This is a genomic window from Veillonella sp. S13054-11 (assembly GCF_002959795.1).
GTDB classification, from domain to species: Bacteria; Bacillota; Negativicutes; order Veillonellales; family Veillonellaceae; genus Veillonella; species Veillonella parvula_E.
Window position 1 is genome coordinate 22,230 of the sequence record NZ_PPCY01000002.1, and the last position, 17,750, is coordinate 39,979.

At 38.5% G+C, this 17,750-nt stretch carries 19 protein-coding genes; 2 read left to right on the forward strand and 17 right to left on the reverse strand.

Translation table 11 applies throughout. The features are described from left to right. Window positions 1-18: 18 nt before the first annotated feature. From cobO to VPHSUH08_RS02180, 7 genes are all read right to left on the reverse strand, one after another. The gene (gene cobO, locus VPHSUH08_RS02150; protein ID WP_105086608.1) at window positions 19-561 is read right to left on the reverse strand and encodes a cob(I)yrinic acid a,c-diamide adenosyltransferase; all 543 of its coding nucleotides are present in this window, start codon (window positions 559-561) and stop codon (window positions 19-21) included. Window positions 562-598: 37 nt separating this feature from the next. Further along, window positions 599-1,978, reverse strand: a complete 1,380-nt coding sequence (locus VPHSUH08_RS02155) for a cobyrinate a,c-diamide synthase (RefSeq protein WP_105086609.1) — start codon at window positions 1,976-1,978, stop codon at window positions 599-601. Between the two features lie 29 nt (window positions 1,979-2,007). Next, window positions 2,008-2,715 (reverse strand): precorrin-2 C(20)-methyltransferase, encoded by a 708-nt coding sequence (gene cobI / locus VPHSUH08_RS02160; RefSeq protein WP_105086610.1) that lies wholly within the window; start codon window positions 2,713-2,715, stop codon window positions 2,008-2,010. Window positions 2,716-2,801: 86 nt separating this feature from the next. Then, window positions 2,802-3,656: a sirohydrochlorin cobaltochelatase gene (locus VPHSUH08_RS02165; protein WP_077708519.1), complete on the reverse strand. Its 855-nt coding sequence runs from the start codon at window positions 3,654-3,656 to the stop codon at window positions 2,802-2,804. Window positions 3,657-3,862: 206 nt separating this feature from the next. Then, window positions 3,863-4,744: a sirohydrochlorin cobaltochelatase gene (locus tag VPHSUH08_RS02170; protein ID WP_008714159.1), complete on the reverse strand. Its 882-nt coding sequence runs from the start codon at window positions 4,742-4,744 to the stop codon at window positions 3,863-3,865. A gap of 97 nt (window positions 4,745-4,841) precedes the next feature. Next, window positions 4,842-5,861 (reverse strand): DUF805 domain-containing protein, encoded by a 1,020-nt coding sequence (locus tag VPHSUH08_RS02175; protein ID WP_105086611.1) that lies wholly within the window; start codon window positions 5,859-5,861, stop codon window positions 4,842-4,844. A 9-nt stretch (window positions 5,862-5,870) separates the two neighbouring features. After that, window positions 5,871-6,245 carry a hypothetical protein gene (locus VPHSUH08_RS02180; RefSeq protein ID WP_024062488.1) on the reverse strand — a complete coding sequence of 125 codons (375 nt, stop codon included), beginning with the start codon at window positions 6,243-6,245 and terminating at the stop codon, window positions 5,871-5,873. A gap of 1,075 nt (window positions 6,246-7,320) precedes the next feature. Between VPHSUH08_RS02180 and VPHSUH08_RS02190 the strand changes: the two genes are divergently transcribed. Continuing rightward, window positions 7,321-8,310, forward strand: a complete 990-nt coding sequence (locus VPHSUH08_RS02190) for a sirohydrochlorin cobaltochelatase (protein ID WP_105086612.1) — start codon at window positions 7,321-7,323, stop codon at window positions 8,308-8,310. A 51-nt stretch (window positions 8,311-8,361) separates the two neighbouring features. Beyond that, the gene (locus tag VPHSUH08_RS02195) at window positions 8,362-9,303 is read left to right on the forward strand and encodes an ABC transporter substrate-binding protein (protein ID WP_105086613.1); all 942 of its coding nucleotides are present in this window, start codon (window positions 8,362-8,364) and stop codon (window positions 9,301-9,303) included. Between the two features lie 68 nt (window positions 9,304-9,371). Here VPHSUH08_RS02195 and VPHSUH08_RS02200 read toward each other — a convergent pair whose 3' ends face one another. From VPHSUH08_RS02200 to cbiD, 10 genes are all read right to left on the reverse strand, one after another. Further along, on the reverse strand, window positions 9,372-10,154 hold the full coding sequence (locus VPHSUH08_RS02200) for an ABC transporter ATP-binding protein (protein WP_105086614.1): 783 nt from the start codon (window positions 10,152-10,154) through the stop codon (window positions 9,372-9,374). Further along, complete coding sequence (locus tag VPHSUH08_RS02205) at window positions 10,154-11,149, reverse strand: iron ABC transporter permease (protein WP_008601262.1); 996 nt, start codon at window positions 11,147-11,149, stop codon at window positions 10,154-10,156. The genes VPHSUH08_RS02200 and VPHSUH08_RS02205 overlap by 1 nt, the downstream gene beginning before the upstream one ends. Before the next feature lie 199 nt (window positions 11,150-11,348). After that, window positions 11,349-12,014 carry a precorrin-8X methylmutase gene (locus tag VPHSUH08_RS02210; protein WP_004696261.1) on the reverse strand — a complete coding sequence of 222 codons (666 nt, stop codon included), beginning with the start codon at window positions 12,012-12,014 and terminating at the stop codon, window positions 11,349-11,351. Next, window positions 12,001-12,789, reverse strand: coding sequence for a precorrin-6A reductase (gene cobK / locus VPHSUH08_RS02215; RefSeq protein WP_008714166.1), 789 nt, complete (start codon window positions 12,787-12,789; stop codon window positions 12,001-12,003). Before cobK ends, VPHSUH08_RS02210 begins: the two co-directional genes overlap by 14 nt. Beyond that, complete coding sequence (gene cobJ / locus VPHSUH08_RS02220; RefSeq protein ID WP_004696265.1) at window positions 12,786-13,475, reverse strand: precorrin-3B C(17)-methyltransferase; 690 nt, start codon at window positions 13,473-13,475, stop codon at window positions 12,786-12,788. The genes cobK and cobJ overlap by 4 nt, the downstream gene beginning before the upstream one ends. A 29-nt stretch (window positions 13,476-13,504) precedes the next feature. Continuing rightward, entirely contained in the window at window positions 13,505-14,650 is a 1,146-nt protein-coding gene (locus VPHSUH08_RS02225) for a cobalt-precorrin 5A hydrolase (protein ID WP_199176055.1), read from the reverse strand. Window positions 14,651-14,654: 4 nt separating this feature from the next. Beyond that, on the reverse strand, window positions 14,655-15,416 hold the full coding sequence (gene cobM, locus VPHSUH08_RS02230) for a precorrin-4 C(11)-methyltransferase (RefSeq protein WP_004696269.1): 762 nt from the start codon (window positions 15,414-15,416) through the stop codon (window positions 14,655-14,657). A 1-nt stretch (window position 15,417) separates the two neighbouring features. Continuing rightward, window positions 15,418-16,005 carry a precorrin-6Y C5,15-methyltransferase (decarboxylating) subunit CbiT gene (gene cbiT / locus VPHSUH08_RS02235; protein WP_008601266.1) on the reverse strand — a complete coding sequence of 196 codons (588 nt, stop codon included), beginning with the start codon at window positions 16,003-16,005 and terminating at the stop codon, window positions 15,418-15,420. Continuing rightward, on the reverse strand, window positions 16,002-16,628 hold the full coding sequence (gene cbiE / locus VPHSUH08_RS02240; protein ID WP_105086616.1) for a precorrin-6y C5,15-methyltransferase (decarboxylating) subunit CbiE: 627 nt from the start codon (window positions 16,626-16,628) through the stop codon (window positions 16,002-16,004). Before cbiE ends, cbiT begins: the two co-directional genes overlap by 4 nt. Continuing rightward, complete coding sequence (cbiD, locus tag VPHSUH08_RS02245; protein ID WP_105086617.1) at window positions 16,604-17,722, reverse strand: cobalt-precorrin-5B (C(1))-methyltransferase CbiD; 1,119 nt, start codon at window positions 17,720-17,722, stop codon at window positions 16,604-16,606. The genes cbiE and cbiD overlap by 25 nt, the downstream gene beginning before the upstream one ends. Between the last annotated feature and the right edge of the window lie 28 nt (window positions 17,723-17,750).

Here is a 17,750-nt window from a genome sequence, read left to right on the forward strand (position 1 = left end):
CGATTCTTTTGAATTAAATTAAAATTCTATTCCTTTAGCCGCTTTTATGCCCTTTTCATAAGCATGCTTTACTACCTTCATTTCTGTTACAGTATCCGCCATATCAATGATTTCAGGTTTAGCATAACGCCCCGTCAAAACAACATGAAGTCTTTTAGGCTTATTTTTTAGCATTTCCACTACAGAATTCACATCGATAAGCTCATAATTAATAGCATTATTTATTTCATCCATAACAATTAAATCCCATTTGTCGGAGTTTACTTCCTCTACCAATGTACGCCAAGCGGCTTGTGCTGCTTCTTTGTGGCGAGCAAGCTCAGCTTCCCCTACTTCATTACGGTTATAGTAAATAAACCCTTTTCCCATAGAACGAATTTCAACTTGATCACCTAGTTTAGCGAGACCTGACAATTCACCATAGCCATTGCCGCTCTTAATAAATTGTAATATAAGAACTTTAAAACCTTGTCCAACAGCACGTAAAACAACGCCCAATGCCGCTGTTGTTTTACCTTTACCATTGCCTGTATTAACTAGAATTAATCCACGTTCTTCCATAATAGCTCCTTTAATACGAACTAATACATCTACACATCTATAACTTTTGGGCTTTGTAAGCAGCACATGTATCAACAAAGTGTTGTGCCCCTTCATCAGAGCCAGCAAAGTTCAAATGTAAGTAAGAAGCTAATACATTTTCTGTTGCATAGCCGCCGTCATACGATTGAGGTTTACGGCCCCCTTCTAAATGAAAAGCCCATGGGAAGTCATCTATAGTTGGCTCCATTGTAGAGAAATGGAACTCATGACCACGAATGGCTGTATTCATAGCGCCTAGCAAAGTATCTCTCTTTGCAGTTGCTGTAACATAGCCCACCTTTTGAAGCTTTTGTTGCATCACACAATTGGCAGGTACAATACCTACAGTTTTATATATAGAACCTTCGAAGTCATGAATACTTTCACAAAGATACATGAGGCCACCACATTCGGCATAAATAGGCATACCTTGTGCATTAGCTTGGCGGATAGATTCCTTCATAGACTCATTACTAGATAACTGGAATAAGAACATTTCTGGGAAGCCACCACCAAATACAAGTCCGTCTACATCAGGAATTACCGAATCATTAAGCGGACTAAAATAAACAAGCTCAGCCCCTTTTTCCTCTAACGCAGCAAGACTAGCAGGATAATAAAAAGAGAATGCCTCATCATAAGCTACACCAATTTTCACACGTTTTTCAATGGTTTTAACATCTATAGCATCTGGTAGTTCGATAGTTGGTGCATTAGTAGCAATTTCCAATAGTGCATCGAGGTTTACCATCTTCTCGACAGCTTCTCGAATCGTATTAATCGCCTCTGTTGGATCAATTTCAGTAACCGGTGTAAGTCCTAAATGACGCTCTGGTGAATGCATACGGTCATCACGGTAAATAGCACCAATAACGGGTACGCCAATTTTATCCATTCCTTCACGAACCATACGCTCATGATTAGCAGAGCCTAAGCGGTTTAAAATGACACCTCCAAAGTTTACCTCTGGGTCATAATCACGGAAACCTTTAGCAATAGCGGCCGCACTTTCACCCATAGCCTTACAATCAATAACAAGCACCACCGGTGCATTTAACTGTTTAGCAATTTGAGCCGTAGAACTAACGCCTTCTCGACCACCATCATAAAGGCCCATAACACCTTCAATAATGGCAAGGTCTACATCATGTGCCATTGTAGCAAAGAAAGGAGTTAACTTGTGAGGTGGCACGAGCCACGTATCTAAATTATAACTGTCACGGCCGGATGCAATTTTATGAAAGCCCGGATCAATATAATCCGGGCCCACTTTAAAAGATTGCACCGTACGTCCACCATTTGCATAAGCGGCCAATAAACCCGCTACGATAGTTGTTTTACCAACACCAGAGTTGGTACCAGCAATGACAACACGTGGAATCTGTACTGTGTTCATAGATATTACCTCGTAATACGACGTATTTGTTAACGATCCTTGCGTTTTGCAAGAATTGTAGATAAATAGTTAAGTTTAGTATCTTTTGGCATATTATCTAAACCTACGAATACTTGCTCATCAGGCAAACCTACACGGCTAATCATAACCGCATCATCTGCCATATTATGTTTAATCAAGGTTTCTTGTACTTCATCAAAGTTTTTATATACCTTCATGATAACTGCATCATCTGCAACAGCCAATACAGCATCGATTTTTTCTTTAGGCGCTGTAGCTGGAACGATGGCCAATACCTCTTCCTTCTCTACAATTGGATAGCCAAGGTGAGAGCCGATAGCACAGAATGCAGTAACGCCAGGAATTGTTTCAATTTCATGACCTGTATTTTCAATCAAACGATATACATACATATATGTACTATAGAACATCGGGTCACCCAATGTTAAGAATACAACACTTTTACCTTCATCTAAGTAAGACAAGATAATGCGTTTAGCCTCTTGCCAGCCTTCCTCTTGCGTAGAATCATCCAACACCATTGGGAATACAACGGGAACGATTTCTGTATGTTCTTGTATATATGGGGATGCAATATCAAGGGCTACGGAACCATCTTTCTTTTCTGTTTTAGGTGTGATAATAATATCTGCTTCACCTACGATGCGAGCAGCTTTCACAGTCATCAATTCAGAATCGCCAGGGCCTACGCCAATACCATATAATTTACCTTTCATGGGTATCTCCTCTTCTTATAGCTACACTCTATTTATAATTGCAATATCTTTTATTATAACTAATTTATGCAATATATACAAAGGCACTATTTAATATTTGGTATTGTAGGACGATGAGCACTACGTTTGCCATACAAATCATCGATACAATCTTGTAAATGCTGACGGAAAATATCTTGAATTACTTCGTACTCACCTAAACCAGCATTGATTGGTTTAACCTCATAACCTGCTTCAGCGAGTTCATTCACTATACTATCCTCTTCATCGCCAAAGAGATCATTTTGCGCATGATCACCAAGGACTAATAATAATGGATGTAAATAAATCGTATTTGGGCGCTTACCATCGAGCCACTCCCAAGGTGTTGCTACGTCGGCCACATAAGGAGCATTCTCTAGCACAGCGATACGTACATTCGTAAGACCAGCACGAATCAATTTGAACTGTAAATTACCATACGAGGAGTTTCCAGAGCCAAGACCTCCATGACCAACCATTAACAAACCGTCATCCTTAGAAATATTAAGAGATTTAATGAAACGGTCAATCAAGATTTGATAATCATCTGGATGCTCTTCTTGTCCCATGTAGTATACGAGAGGTCTACCTACACGCAACACTTCAAGTTGTCCTTCACCCTCATGAGCAAGAATATTATTTTTCAATTTATCGAACTCCTCACCACCGGTGAAATGGAGTGGCTGCACATATACATGTGTATAACCTTCTTGAATCAGTTTTTCTAACGCCCCTTGTTCAGTAGGAATCTCAATACCACGATCACGTAATCGCTTAACGATGATACGAGACGAAAAAGCTAATTCCACCGTATAATCTGGATACGATTTACGAATATGTTCTACTACGGAATCGATATTATGTTCACGAGCACTGTCCACAGTGGATCCAAAGGCAACAACTAAGATAGCTTGTTTCATGAAAGTCTCCTTATATTAACTATTAATGTATCTTAATCATACCATAGACCATCCTTTAGGGGCATACCGTGGTACGTATAAAATAGAAATTATTCTTATCTTTCATGGTAAAAGTAAAAATCCTCCTCATTGGATATCCAACAAGGAGGATTTTTATTAATGTAAAGGGATGGAGTAATGTATGTCTAATTATGCAATAGCAAATATTAAGAAATCAAACCTTGCGCTTCTAAGCGAGAATTTGTCATGACAGGTTTTACGGATTCTCTAGGCATGGGCCGCTTCCGATCAGACATACGGATAGCTTGACCTAAATGTTTCAAGAACAAATCTTGTACATATGGGTTTTCCCCAAGCCCTTCATTCCAGATATCTACATTGTAGCCTTCCTCAGCGAGTAAAGCATAAATGGAATCGGAGCGTTCACCGCCAAGATAGTCCATTAAATGTGTAGAACCTATAAGAGCCAATGGTACAACTAACAAATCTTTATGCCCCATACGATCCAAGAAAGTAAGAGCTTGTTTGAAGGTAGGGAAACCATTTGTAGTAAATACTACTACGTTTGGCGCTGCTCCATACATAGCCTTTAATTGCAAAGTACTGAACTCTAATTGATTTTGACCATTCGCCATGAGTACAACAGATTTATTAAGTGCTTTTGTATTAACATGACGAACAATGCTTTCTAATGTTGCTTCATAATCATCGGCATAATTTTTTACACCTAAAGAGGTAAGCAATGGTTTACCAATATTAACCTGACTAAAACCATATTCATTGCTATGTAAAAATTTTAATGCTTGTTTGCGCATTTGTTGGTAGCACTGATCTGCCACCAATGTAATAGGTTGAATGTACACCTCATCGATACCCATACGAGCGAAATCTTGCATAGCCTCTGTGAAAGAAGAAATCTTATCCTCGTACTTCTCATTCCACTTCTCTACTAATGCATCAGATAAGAATACACGGCGTACCTCCATATCGCTATACATGGAACGTACTTTTTTCTCTATACTGCCAATGGATTTCTCCACAGCATCTTGGTAAATTGATCCAAAGGATGCAATAATTATGCCTTTCATATGTGACCTCCATATTACTCATACATGAAACAACTTTCACAATTGAAAATTGTTATCAACTACTATGTGTCAATAATACATGATTGAACTACGAAAGTCAATGAGAAATATTATCACTAATTGCACTGGCATCAATGTACCGCCATGAACCTTTAAATAATATTAGATATAGTACATATACATTTACATAAGGTATGAACACCCCAAATAACCAAAAAGCACTACTATAAGAATCATGTAACCGCAGAATTAGTACTTTTAATAAATATATAAAACACCAAATCAAAAAAATAGCTACAATAGATGATAAAAATATATTCTTTAATAATATTGTAGGTAAAATAGTCCCTATTGAATAAATTAATATTACAAGTAATAGAACCATGAATTGATATACTATATAATAATATATCAATTCACCTCTTGATATACGGCCCTTCCAGTTAAATAACTCAAGCGATAAGCTTTTTTTTAAAATCGGTAAGATTTTATATAAGGAAAATTCATCTAAAAATTGTTCAAACCCGCCATAGTCAATTCTTATAAAGCTAGACCCCACCTTTTCAATACAATTTGATAAGCCATAGTCATTATTATATTCATTACTAGGAAACAAAGATAATATTAATAACCCTACTACCAATATGTTTAAATTAACTGACATATTTGTAATCAAGGAATCCTCTGTATATGTTACCTCTAATATAGGTGGTAAATAATTTAAATAATTAGTGTACAACGTATATATACCGGCTACTATTACAAATCCTGAAATCCATTTTTGATTAACATCTAGAACTCGTCTAATTGCTAGTAAAGAAAAAATTACTAACGATATTACTAAATTAGTATATCCAATTAAAGACACTACACTCTCTTCATACTCTGGTAAGGAATTAAATGTTAGTCCTGGCATAGCAATATAAGAAAAATATACTAATATTATAGAAAGTAAGTAAGGAGTACGAGTAATACGCCATGATAACATTAAAGATTTAACGTTAGTTCTTAACAAAAATAACTCGTCCTTAATTGCTTTTGCGCTTATAATATCTTTCAAGACCATATTTTGTAATATCCTTCCACCCTTGATCAAATAAAATTTTATATTTTCCATTCTCCTCTTCTACAATATAATCTCTCCCATTACCTTTATTAGTCCAACTACTGCTATACTACATAAAACAAGAAAAAAGATAATGATGAACCTAATTCGACTTACAATGATATCATACATTCTCTTGTCACCAGCTGTGATCGTACCACTGCGATTACTTCGCCATAAATCATATACACAAGCGATACAAAGAATAATTATTAAAATATACTTCAAATCTATCATATAACTAGGCAACGCAATATAACCACTAAATAATGTAAGTCCGAAGAAACAATTCCCTAAGATACCAATTACAATTTTAACTATTTGCTGTCTAGCTATAATAACGTGATAATTCACCATTAATAAGCCAAAGAGGCCAATTACAGTATTCTCAAACATATCTACCCTACTAATTTAAAACTATAGTACTATAATCTATTTAATATATACATTACACTATTACTTCAAGATACACAAAATGGTGTTGAACTCAAAGGAGGACAACACCATTTTTTAATTAAGAATCATATTAAAATCTAAAAGAATACTATCCAAACTAACACTAATCCATATAAAAACATGATTGCATGAATTGTTAGAATTGAATTAATTATACTTTTCTTTTTTCTTTCATCATCACTATTTTTATATTTATATCTATGTAACCATAATATACAAAAATACATGATAACCGCTAATACCATACCTGAATAAAAATATGTATCTGATACAAAATAGTTAGCTTCATATAATTGATTTATTAAGTATCCAGCAATTAATATCACAAGCAATATAGACTCTATTAAGACTTGTGATTTATTCTTTGCTTTATGCATAAGAAAAATATCATATATTAACCATATGCTGATTCCCCAAATTAATAGATTATAAATCATATATTATGTCTCACCCATAAAATTTAAAATTCTTATTAATATATGTAATATTTTTAAGCATAATAAATCTGATAAAAGGGCCTTCCATAGCCACTACAACTTCTGTAATTTTATTTTACTAAAATATTTTTTATATTTCTTATAATAGCATATTTTGATGGGACACCTATATGACTAAAGTAATAAAAATGGCGACCTGTACTTGTGCAGCGACATCAGGAACGAGGAGCAAACAAGTATAGGTCGTCATTTTTAAGGTAGTTGTAGTAATATTATTGGGCCCCATCAAAATATATTTAAAATAAAATTACTCATATATTCACATATTCATATCCTTATAACCAACAAGAATATAATTATAAAATGTACTATCATACTTTATTCATCACATTAATTTATTAATAATCTCTCAAATTCCTTATACCTCTAGGGGTATAGGGTTTATTGACACCTGTTTTCCGCTTTGTTACGATTGAAATAAGGTTATATATATGCGATGAATCCATAGTTTTCATATAATAGAACTATGTAAATGATTGCATATTAGTGTAGTTATAGTTATAGATAGGAGTATAGAAATGAAAAAACAATTAGCTTTAGCATCCGCTATTCTAGGTCTTGCAGTATCCTTTGGTGCACCAGTTGTATCTAATGCTGCATATCAATTAAATGAGGAAGTAAAAGATCCTACACCAGCATTGAAAGAAGCCGCTGCAATTGGTGTTCGTACACATAATACAGAAGCTTTACAAAACTTGCCAAACAAAGATGCTATGGTTGTTATGAGCTTTGGTACAACTTATAAAGATACTCGTGTGAAAACAATCGATGCTACTGTAGATGCTATTAAGGCAGCACACCCAAATACTAAAGTGATAACTGCTTTCACAAGCCATATTATTCGTGATCGTATCCAACAAAAAGAAGGCATTACATACCCTACACCTGAAGAAGCTTTAGCTGAACTTAAAAAAGATGGTTACACTCGCGTTGCATTGGCATCTCTAGATGTAATTCCTGGTATGGAATATAACTACGATGCAGCAGTATATAATTTATACAAAAATGATTTCAAAAAAATGACACTCGGTACTTCTCTTATGTACTGGATGGGTCAAGAAAACCAAACTGACCAAGTTATTGAAACATTAAAAGCTGTTCAATTCCAATTCCCTAAATTAGGTAAAGAAGATGGTCTTCTTATCATGGCTCATGGTACTCCAGATCCTTCCAATGCATACTATTCTGTAATTCAAGACCGTATCCATACTCTTGGCATGAAAAATGTATTCATCTACACAGTAGAAGGTACACCAAATCTTGAACAAGTTATCCCTCAATTGAAATTACATGGTATTAAACATGTTACATTGATGCCTTTCATGATGGTTGCTGGTGACCATGCAAACAACGACATGGCTGGTAACGAACCAGATTCCCACAAATCCATTCTTGAAAAAGAAGGCTTCAAAGTTGACACTTACATCCATGGTTTAGGTGAAAACCAAAACATCCGTAACTTATTCGTTGAACGTGCTAACGAAGCTTGGGATGCATTAGAAAAATAATCAATATAACTAAGATCGTTATTGCATATATAACATTCATAGGAGTACATCATGAAAAAACTACTACTCGGTAGTATCGCTTTGGTTATGATTGTACTAGCACTAGCTGGGTGTGGTAAAACCACATCCAGCTCTTCTGCTACTACGAAGGAATTGACCTTTAATGGCCAAACCTATACTGTACCAAAGGATCCACAAAAAATTGCTGTATTATCTAATTCTGTTTTATCTATACTTTATGCTGTCGATGGTAAAGCCATTAGCCGTGCCAATACAACGGATAAATTAGCCCCAGAATTAGAAGCTCTACCCGCTCTTGGTCAAACTGCAAATATCAACATGGAACAACTATTAGGCTTGAAGCCAGATGTAGTATTGGGTTTAGTAAATCAACATAAAAAATATGAATCCCAATTACAAGCTAATAATATTCCAACCGTACTTTTTGATTACGATGGTATTAAAGATAATGTACCAATGTTAACATTCCTTGGCGAGTTAACCAATCATCAAGATAAGGCTAAATCTGTTATTAATACCTATGAAAGCAATATTACCAAGGTAAAAGATGCTGTTAAGAATCAACAGCCTGCACGTGTTGCCGTATTACGTGCCACAGGAAAAGGTGTAACTGCCGAAACTGATGAAGCAGTTACTGCATCTATGGTAAAAGAACTAGGCATGACAAACGTTGTTGCCTCCCACTTAGAAGGTACAACCAAGGATAAAACTGTCCCTTACTCTCTTGAAACATTGACTGCAGATAACCCTGATATTATCTTTGTTGTTACAATGGGTAAAGAAGAAGAAATTACAAAAGCTATGAAACAAGCTATGACAGATAATCCTGCATGGGCTAATTTAAAAGCCGTACAAAATAACCGCGTAATATACTTACCATCTAAACTATTCCTATTAAACCCAGGACTACAAACACCTGAAGCTATGGCACGTTTAGTTAAAGAAGCATACGGTATTAATGTTACATTCTAACATATTGTATCATGCAAAAGAGGGCATCCCCCAAATAGGGAATGCCCTCTTTTTCTATTAGTATCAAGCTACTCAACTAATCCTTTTACGCGCACATATTTTTTATTATCAAATGTATCAAGTTGTACATCTACAGAGAATACATCTCTAAACAACTCATCCGATATAATTTTACTTGTCTCTCCTGATGCTACTAAATGTCCTTCTTTTATAACAGCCATATAATGTGAATATTGAACCGCCTGTGTTAGTTCGTGAAGTACCATGAGAACGGTTAAATCTTGTTCCTTATTTAATCGTTTCAATAACTCCATAATTTCTAATTGGTGATTAATATCTAAATATGTTGTTGGTTCGTCTAAGACTAATAATTTTGGTTGCTGTGCTAGCGCCATAGCAATCCAAACGCGTTGCCGTTCACCACCAGATAGGGATGGGATTAATTGTTCTCGCAAATGATTCGTTTTCGTGATATGTAACGCATAGTCAACAATCTCACGATCTTCTTTAGCCGTGTTTTTCCACCATGTTTGGTATGGATACCGTCCACAATATACCAATTCTTCTACAGTCATATCCTTTGGCATATTCGGTACTTGTGGCAAAAATGCCATTTGCCGTGCCAGATTGTTTTGAGAATATGATTGTAACGGTTTATCAAATATGGTAATACATTCATGAGGGCTATGAATATATCCGATCATAGATCGTAAAAGCGTACTTTTACCACAGCCATTAGGTCCTATTAATGTCGTAATTTTACCGATAGGAACCGATACATTAATGTCATGTAAAATATGACGATTGCCAAGAGTTACGGATAACTGTTTTACATCAATAGCGGTATTCATTAGTTATCCCTCCTCAATAGATACAAGAAGAACGGCGCTCCAAAGAATGCCATAATAATGCCCACTGGTACCTCTATAGGGCTCCACATAACACGTCCTATTGTATCACTAACAACAAGAACTAGAGCGCCTAATAATGCGGATCCAGGCAGTAAATATGCATAGTCATTACCGATTATAAGACGTAACATATGGGGAATAACCAAACCTACAAATCCGATAAGCCCAGCTATACTTACAGCACCAGCCGCTAAAAGAGCAGCCACTGCAGTCATAATAAACCGTGTTTGTTCTACCTTAAGGCCTAATCCCTTTGCAGTTTCATCACCTAAGCTTAAAATGGTAAGTCGTTTAGCTCCTAAACAGGCAAAAATAAGACCAATTATAGCATATGGAAACAGCACTTCTACCTGAGGCCAACTGCGTGCAGCGAGTCCCCCTACCATCCAAAGCAATGCCCCTTGTACACGATCACCGAAGAATACAAGTAGTGCTGAAATACCTGAGCCTAAAAAGGCTGCGACCGCAACACCAGCTAAGATAATACGACTAGGTCGCACTCCATTTTTCCATGCTAATGCATACACCATGAGTGCTGCAGCCATAGCACCTAAAAAGGCCACTAAAGGAACTATATGATCATACCCAGGAAATAAAATAAATATGATAACACCAGCTAGTCCTGCACCAGAGGATACCCCTACAATCTGTGGATCTGCTAGAGGATTTTTCATAACTGCTTGCAAAATTGCACCAGATACAGCTAGACAAGCTCCCACTAACGCAGCTACAATATTGCGAGGCAATCGAATATTCCAAATAATTTGTGAAGATGTATCAGTTAGCTCACTAGACCATAATGTATGCCAAATCTCAGCTAATGATACGGGTGTTGATCCCCAAATAAGAGATATAATCATACTCATAATAACGGCGATGATTAAGATACAAATCACTGATACACGAAATAATTTTCGTTCATTACTAGATGCCATATGAACCCCCTCTCAAAACCTACCTAATGTAATATAAGTCTCTTATAAAATGAACTCTATTTTACAGATACTACATTATAAGAAATTTAATATAGCATAATTACTGTGTTTATCTAATTTATGTTTAGCAATTATTGTGAAAAATATATACAGTAAAACCCGAATCGCAAAACTACTAAAACACGATTCGGGTTTTGTACTATTTAGATTCTTTGCCTTCTACGAAGAGCATGTCATTGCGTTTTACGTCTGTGTAAAGTAATGCATTACATACGGAGGCAGCGATTGGGCTACCACCTTTGTTGCCTTTTACAGTGATGTAAGGAACCGGAGATACTTCCATCAGATAGTCTTTGGATTCTGCTGCACCTACGAAGCCTACAGGAATACCAATGATAAGAGCTGGTTTAATGCCTTCTTCAAGAGCAAGGCGCAATACTTCATACAATGCAGTTGGTGCATTACCGATAGCAACGATTTGTCCTTCTAATTGTTTGCCAAAGGTACGCATAGCTGCGATGGAGCGAGTTACACCTAATTCTTTAGCCATTTTAGCTACATTTTCATCTTTAATTAAGCAGTGCACTTCATTACCGCGAATTTTAAGAGCTGGCTTAGAAATACCTGTGCGAACCATTTCTACATCTGTATAAATATCTGCACCATTATCCAATGCTTCAATACCTTTTTGAACAGCATCAGGGCTCATTTTTACAAGTTGAGCATATTCAACATCGCCAGACGCATGTACTGTACGAGATACAACGCGCACTTCATCATCTGTTAAGCCTAAATCCTTTACATAATCGTAAATGATTTCCATGCTTTTATCTTCAATAGCTTTAGGATTTTTAACGTAATCCATTAGTGTCCTCCCATAATTTAAAGAATTCATCATTTGATGATACCACGTGACTTTCAAGTTTAACACGCGGACGATCGATAACAATAACATGGATACCAAGATCCATAGCTGCTTGTAATTTTGTATCAGCACCACCTACAAGGCCAGAGTTTTTCATAACTACAACGCTTGCCTGTGTATCGTGGAACATGATGCGGTTCATATCATAAGAAAATGGACCTTGGACAGCAACAATGCGCTTAGGACTCACGTTGAGGTCTTCCATCATTTGTAACACCTCGGCGGTCGGCAAAATACGTGTCCATACTTCACAATCTTGTAAAGCCTCAGATTTAGCAAAGATGTGCATTGTCTTACTACCTGTGGTCAAATACACATGTTTATTGTTTTCCTTTGCCAATTTGCCAGCTAAATTAGCGGCTTCTACCTCATCCACTACGATATGCAATTTATCATAGTCTGGCAATGGCACCTCTTTACGTTCAAAGCGAACAAAAGGAATACCTTCAGCTTTTGCTGCATCTTGAGCCGTAGCTGTAACAATAGCAGCATACGGATGGCTTGCATCGATTAATAAACGTACGTTGTGTTTCTTAATCAAATTTTGCATAGCCTCTTGATCAAGACGGCCCGTATGAACAGTAATGCCTTTATGGGCAGCAAGCTCTGCCCCATACTGACTCACAACAGTAACGAGAACCTCTTCACCTGTCCGTTCTTGGATGTCTACCGCTAAGGTACGACCATCCAAGGTACCAGCGATGACCCAAATCATAATTTGTAGCCTCGAGGTGTAATCATGCGACCATTTTCAACATAGGTTTGACTATTGCCGATAATAACAAGTGTTTGCATATCCACTTCTTCATTTGTGAAATTCTCAAGGTCAGAAATTACCATGTGTTGCCCTGGACGACCTGCTTTTTGCACGATACCAACAGGTGTTTTAGGATCGCGGTATTTAAGAACGATTTCACGAACTTCATCTAAATGAGTAACGCGTTTTTTACTGCGCGGGTTGTACAAGGAGATAACCATGTCACCTTGTGCACAAAGATCAGCACGTTTTTTAATTAAATCCCATGGAGTCATCAAGTCACTAAGAGAAATAACTGCAAAGTCATGCATCAACGGAGCGCCTAAAACAGAAGCCGCTACGTTTACAGCACTAAGGCCAGGTACGATATCTACGGAAGGACGTTTTTCTGCTGGTACTTTATTAGCAAGTTCCAACACAAGACCTGCCATGCCGTATACGCCAGAGTCACCAGATGATACAACTACGACTTGATGGCCTTCTACCGCTAAATCAACAGCTTGTTGGCAACGATCTACCTCTTGCATCATGGCAGTGCCTACAGTTTCTTTACCTTCGATAAGGTCTTTAATCAAGTCAAGATAAGTCAAATAACCTACAACACGGTCAGCCGCTAAGATGGCTTCGCGCGCTTGAGGTGTCATGAACTCTTCATCGCCAGGGCCAATGCCAATTACTTTGATGTTACCTGTGCAATGGCTACCGTTGTTTTGGGATAAATTGTTTTGTGCTGTATTAGTGTTCGGCTCTTGGCCGCTAGTAATGCTGTTGTCTCGCATACGTTTCCTACTCCTATAGTTCCTTTTACAAAATTAGATTCTTTTAATTCTTGTTCTTCAATGAGTGGTGCCATATCGTCCTGCGTATAGAACACGATAGGCCACCCCATAATTTGCATAGCCGCTAAGAGGCCTACTTCATCTTGTTTAACAATCACTGATGCAGCCGTTACAAGGCTCTTTGGTGAAAGCCTATGTGCTGCTAGCGATTGTTGTATGGCGTCAAGAATCAATTCCTTTGGTGTGTCTCGGCGACAACCAATGCCCATCGTATACGTACGAGGGCGTAAAATCAATTGATGACCATATTCGGTAATTACTTTGTCCGTAATGACTACGCGAGAAGAATCCTCTTCAGCGCTTTCATTTTTACATGGAATAGACTTTAGTTGATCCAAAGAAACAACGTGAACCAATCCATGTTCGCCAATATGAGCTTTCGCAGCTTGCTCTAGTTCCTCTGCATTCGACAAGCTTTCATCGATATAATAATCAACCCGCTCTCCCCCGACGATGGCAGAGTTCACATTGATTAAAGTTTGAAAATCATCTACCAACAGATGCTCATGGCGCGCCAACACGTCAGGCGCTGGCAATCCGTTTACATCCGTTGCGGTTGTAATAACAGGGTCCGCATCGATGGCCAGCGAAATGGACTGCGTCCATTCGTTGGCGCCCCCAAGGTGCCCAGATAATAAACTGATTACATGGTGCCCCACTTCGTCCATTACGACTACCGCAGGATCCTTGGATTTATGTTCAATATACGGTGCAATCATGCGCACTACGATGCCAAGCGCCATAATACATAATACTTGGTCATAATCCTTGAAAATCTGTCCAATATGATTTTTAAGGGAATCAAAATAAATAGCCTCTCCACCAGAGGGACGGTTTTCTTTTTCAAAGCAATCCGCATGAGGTGCCACCAAAGACTTGATACGTTGACCTAGCTTTGCACCTCGTTCAGAAACAGAAAGAATAGCCGTTCTATTCTTCTTAGCTTCCGTCATAGGCGCACCAATTTCTAGTTCTTTCATCATACTAGTCCTTAGCACTGCGGTACATATGAGCAAAGCCTTTGTCATAGAGTTTAGATAATTCGTATTCACTATCTAATACATGACTTACTACGATCATAGCTTGGCGCAATACGCCTTCTTTCGCTACGATGTCCGCAATGGTTTCCAATGTGCCGCGGATAATACGTTGGTCTGGCCAAGAAGCTTTTACCACGATAGCCACTGGAGTTGTTTTGTCATAACCACCCTCGATGAGTTCAGCTACAACCTTATCTAACATTTGAACGCTAAGGAAAATACACATTGTCGCTTCATGAGATGCTAACATGCGCAATTTTTCCTTTGGAGGCATTGGTGTACGGCCTTCCATACGCGTAATGATAACTGTTTGAGATACATTAGGTAATGTATATTCTTGTTTCAAAGCCGCTGCTGTGGCAAGGAAAGAGCTTACACCTGGCACGACTTCATAAGAAATACCCATGCCAGCCAATGCATCCATTTGCTCTTGAATAGCACCGTAAATAGCAGGGTCACCTGTGTGAAGGCGAACTACACGTTTACCAGCCTCAACGGCAGCTTTCATAACAGCCAAAACCTCATCAAGGTTCATAGTAGCACTGTTATGGATTTCACAGCCTGGTTTACAAGCCTCTAAAATAGCAGGGTTTACCAAGGAGCCAGCGTAAATAACAACGTCTGCCTCTTGCACTAAACGATATCCTTTGCGAGTAATTAACTCAGGATCCCCAGGGCCTGCACCTACGATATGTACGTCAACCATATTACTCTCCTTCTGCGATACGCGTTGCAGATACAATGAAAATTGGACTCAATGGGTCTAACAAATGATAGGGACCAGCCTTGCGGTAACGGCTGATGGACATTTGGTAACCTTCATACGTGAAAGGACGACCTTTCAACTCTTTCAAGATTGTATAACCTGTCTCCATCGTTACAGCAGTTACAACTAAACGGCCGCCAATTTTTAATAGACGTTGCGCTTCGTCCATGATGCCTGTCATACCACCAGCGCTACCTCCGATGATAACCGCATCAAGCTCAGGCAATTCTTCCATGCCTTCAGGAGCTTTGGATTTGATTACGGTCATATTATTTACATTGAATTTCTTTATATTCTCATTGATAAGGTCGATGCCTTTATCAAAGCGCTCAATTGCATATACATGTCCTTTAGGAGCTGCCAAGGCTGCTTCAATAGAAATAGAGCCCGTACCAGCACCTACGTCAAGGACGATGCTATCCTCCTCGATGCGTGCCTCATTCATAACGGCTTTGCGAATTTCGCATTTCGTCATCGGCACATCGCCGCGGATAAACTCCTCATCAGGGATTCCGAAAAAATGTCTCATCCTAGTACCACCATTACAGAATGACCAAAGCCTTCGAGCTCAGTTAACACCTCTAGCGTAGAGTCTACGATTTTTTCATCATCATAACTCAAGCGCTCAAGGGCTGCCGCTCTCGTTTCTTTTGGCCAACCTGCATCTATTAAAATACGCGCAATATGCGCTGGATTATATTCAGGATCCGTTAAGAATCCCATCTTTTTACCTGCTTCATATACGAGTTTCTCTGGTGCCGGTTGGCGTCCATGAAAACTCATCAAGTCCGCATCATGCCATACCTCATTAAGACGGGCAAAGGCAAAGGTCATAGAACTAATACCTGGTACCACCTCAATAGGATTAGCAGTAAATTTCTTCTTTAAATAGGGCAACAAGCTATAGTAGCCTGTATCGCCACTAACCATGACCACCACGTCATGGCTCTTGAGCTCCTGCTCAATTTGTTCGGCTAATAAACTAAGTTTACCCGTTACAGGATATGTAATTTGTCCAGGCTCTTGAAAGTCCTCTAAAGACCGTTCACTGCCTACCAATACTGTAGCATGTTTAATTAAAGTAAGGCCTCTAGGCACCACATAATCAGGGTTCCCCGGACCAATGCCTACGATATACAAGGTATGTGCCAATGTTCAAGTTCTCCTATCTCTTTTGCATGCTTATCCATTGCCAAGATTACGCCCTTTAAGGTCGTAATGATGATGCCCACCTCTGCTTCGTTAGCAATATAGCGCTCACTACGTAGAGAGGCACGATCTACAACACGTTGGTACACACCAGTCAATCCTTCTCGCTCCAAGATAGGGAATGTAGACTCTGTAGTTTGGCAATTAAATAACTCTTCACACACCTCTTGGGATGCTCCTTCTAAGGCAGCATAGGCCACGATACTTTCCATACGTCCATCACTCATGCGATTATGAGTATGGAAGCTACCGCTAGCTAGTTTGATTAATTTACCGATATGACCGATGATTAAGATTCGCTTGAATCCAATCTGTACAGCCTTTTCAAGCATAAATCCGATAAAATTACTCGTTTCTGCCATTTGGTTCTTATGAATACCTAATACTTGCTCTGCAAGATCTTGACCAATACGCCCCGGTACGAGAACAGCTGTTTCACATCCGTTAGCCTTCATAACTTTCAACTGTGGCACTAACGAGTTCTTAAACCCTTCTTCACTCATAGGCTTAACAATACCGGTAGTACCAATAATAGAAATGCCACCTTCGATACCAAGTGTATGATTTAATGTTTTCTTAGCTAATACCTTACCATTAGGAACACTAACGGTTACCGTTACACCTTGACCATGGACACAATGTTCTTCAAAAACTATTTTCATCATTGCCCGGGGCCCTGGATTGATAGCCGGTTCTCCTGGTGGCATAGCAAGGCCTGGTTTCGTTACTGTACCTACACCAAAGCCAGCTCGAAATCGCAGTTCACCAGTATCATCAAGGGACACTGTCGTTTCTACATCATTTCCATGAGTTACATCTGGATCGTCGCCTCCGTCTTTCATGACGGTCACCTTCGCCTCTGTATCGGATATAACCTCTATCGCTTTAATAGGAACCTCAATGTACTGCCCTTGAGGATTCTCAATGACCACTTGGTCCACAATATTCTTATCTAAGAGGGCCAATAAACCAGCTTTCATACCTGCCGTAGCACATGAACCTGTGGTATATCCACCCTTCATGTCCTCCACTTTCATAAGGCCTCCTACACTGATAGTATTAGAG